Raw genomic sequence first — 2,028 nt, 5'->3', positions numbered from 1 at the left:
CGTCAGAAACACTGCCCCGATTAGAGGGGATTGAGACTCACCACTACCGTTCAAACTCATGATTTCCCAGATTTTGTTCGTCAGAAACACTGCCCCGATTAGAGGGGATTGAGACTCCAAGAATTAATGTTACGAGCAATCAATGGTCTTGTCAGAAACACTGCCCCGATTAGAGGGGATTGAGACTTGCTCTGGCCTTTGTACTCATCACGCATATTAATAATACGTCAGAAACACTGCCCCGATTAGAGGGGATTGAGACTTAAATCCCTTTCAGAGTTTGTTGGATATAGTTGAGTCAGAAACACTGCCCCGATTAGAGGGGATTGAGACTAGCTCCGTTTGCAGCTTGTTTCAATTTTTCTGTTGCAAGGTCAGAAACACTGCCCCGATTAGAGGGGATTGAGACATATCCGGTGACAGCATTCCTCCTGTTCTCTTCGATGTCAGAAACACTGCCCCGATTAGAGGGGATTGAGACATGAAATATCAAATGTTTCGTGATTTATGACATGAGTGAGTCAGAAACACTGCCCCGATTAGAGGGGATTGAGACGTACTCACATTGCAATCAAGAATGGACTGAAGAGTTGGGTCAGAAACACTGCCCCGATTAGAGGGGATTGAGACTATTTCATAGCTATGAGAGTCCATGTAATGAATCATTACGTCAGAAACACTGCCCCGATTAGAGGGGATTGAGACTCGAAGATAATGACAATCTTCGATTGAACCGCCGAAAGTCAGAAACACTGCCCCGATTAGAGGGGATTGAGACTTAGAGGTTCAGCAACTGAGTTTCCTCAGCTGCTGTCAGAAACACTGCCCCGATTAGAGGGGATTGAGACTTTTTCGAGTTGTTCGAGTCTTTCCCCACCGTAATGTGGGTTTTGTCAGAAACACTGCCCCGATTAGAGGGGATTGAGACTCACGAACCTTCTCTCCGATGTATTTAGCCTGTTGCATATTTGTCAGAAACACTGCCCCGATTAGAGGGGATTGAGACTCATGGGACTTTATAAATCTTTCCATACCTCTTCTACGTCAGAAACACTGCCCCGATTAGAGGGGATTGAGACTTGTACAGGCACTATCAGTGCCTGTACAGAGGTCTGCATCAAGTCAGAAACACTGCCCCGATTAGAGGGGATTGAGACCGATCCATATAATTAATCACTACTCTCTGGCCTCTTCTGACGTCAGAAACACTGCCCCGATTAGAGGGGATTGAGACCTGGTTTCCTGGTTTCACCTGGTTCCTGGTTTCCTGGTGTCAGAAACACTGCCCCGATTAGAGGGGATTGAGACTTTGATAACTATTATTGGTGGTCTGCATCTGATAAATGTCAGAAACACTGCCCCGATTAGAGGGGATTGAGACGTAAGTGAATCTTCATTTTTAATGGTAATAAAATTGTCAGAAACACTGCCCCGATTAGAGGGGATTGAGACTGATGCCCTCTTTTCCGTCAGGGCACTCAAACCAATTAGTCAGAAACACTGCCCCGATTAGAGGGGATTGAGACTTTGTTCGATGAGGCCAGTGGCCTCGTCTACTTTCTCGAACATCGTCAGAAACACTGCCCCGATTAGAGGGGATTGAGACGGTTTCCCTGGTTCCTGGTTCCTGGTTTCCTGGTTCCGTCAGAAACACTGCCCCGATTAGAGGGGATTGAGACAAAAAGAGATGATTAATCGCACCTCCAAGATTTCACGCACATGTCAGAAACACTGCCCCGATTAGAGGGGATTGAGACTTAACTGCACTGCTTTTTAAGGGTCAAGCATAACCTTAGTCAGAAACACTGCCCCGATTAGAGGGGATTGAGACTATCAAAAGGTTTACTGCACTGCTTTTTAAAGGTTCAAGTCAGAAACACTGCCCCGATTAGAGGGGATTGAGACCCACCTCTTTAAACCCAGTCCTTGCCTTGAGATTTCGAGTCAGAAACACTGCCCCGATTAGAGGGGATTGAGACGTTAATATTCACATCAACTGGACTATCTTGGTCTCTGTGAGTCAGAAAC

General features: G+C 46.2%; 1 CRISPR repeat array.

Going from position 1 to position 2,028, the window contains the following annotated elements:
- Position 1: 1 nt before the first annotated feature.
- Positions 2-1,979: direct repeats of the CRISPR family, unit length 36 nt; unit sequence GTCAGAAACACTGCCCCGATTAGAGGGGATTGAGAC.
- Positions 1,980-2,028 lie beyond the last annotated feature (49 nt).

The sequence above is a fragment of the Desulfamplus magnetovallimortis genome (assembly GCF_900170035.1).
GTDB lineage: Bacteria > Desulfobacterota > Desulfobacteria > Desulfobacterales > Desulfobacteraceae > Desulfamplus > Desulfamplus magnetovallimortis.
The sequence above is the reverse complement of the archived record's forward strand: the minus strand, read 5'-3'. Positions and strand labels throughout refer to the sequence as shown.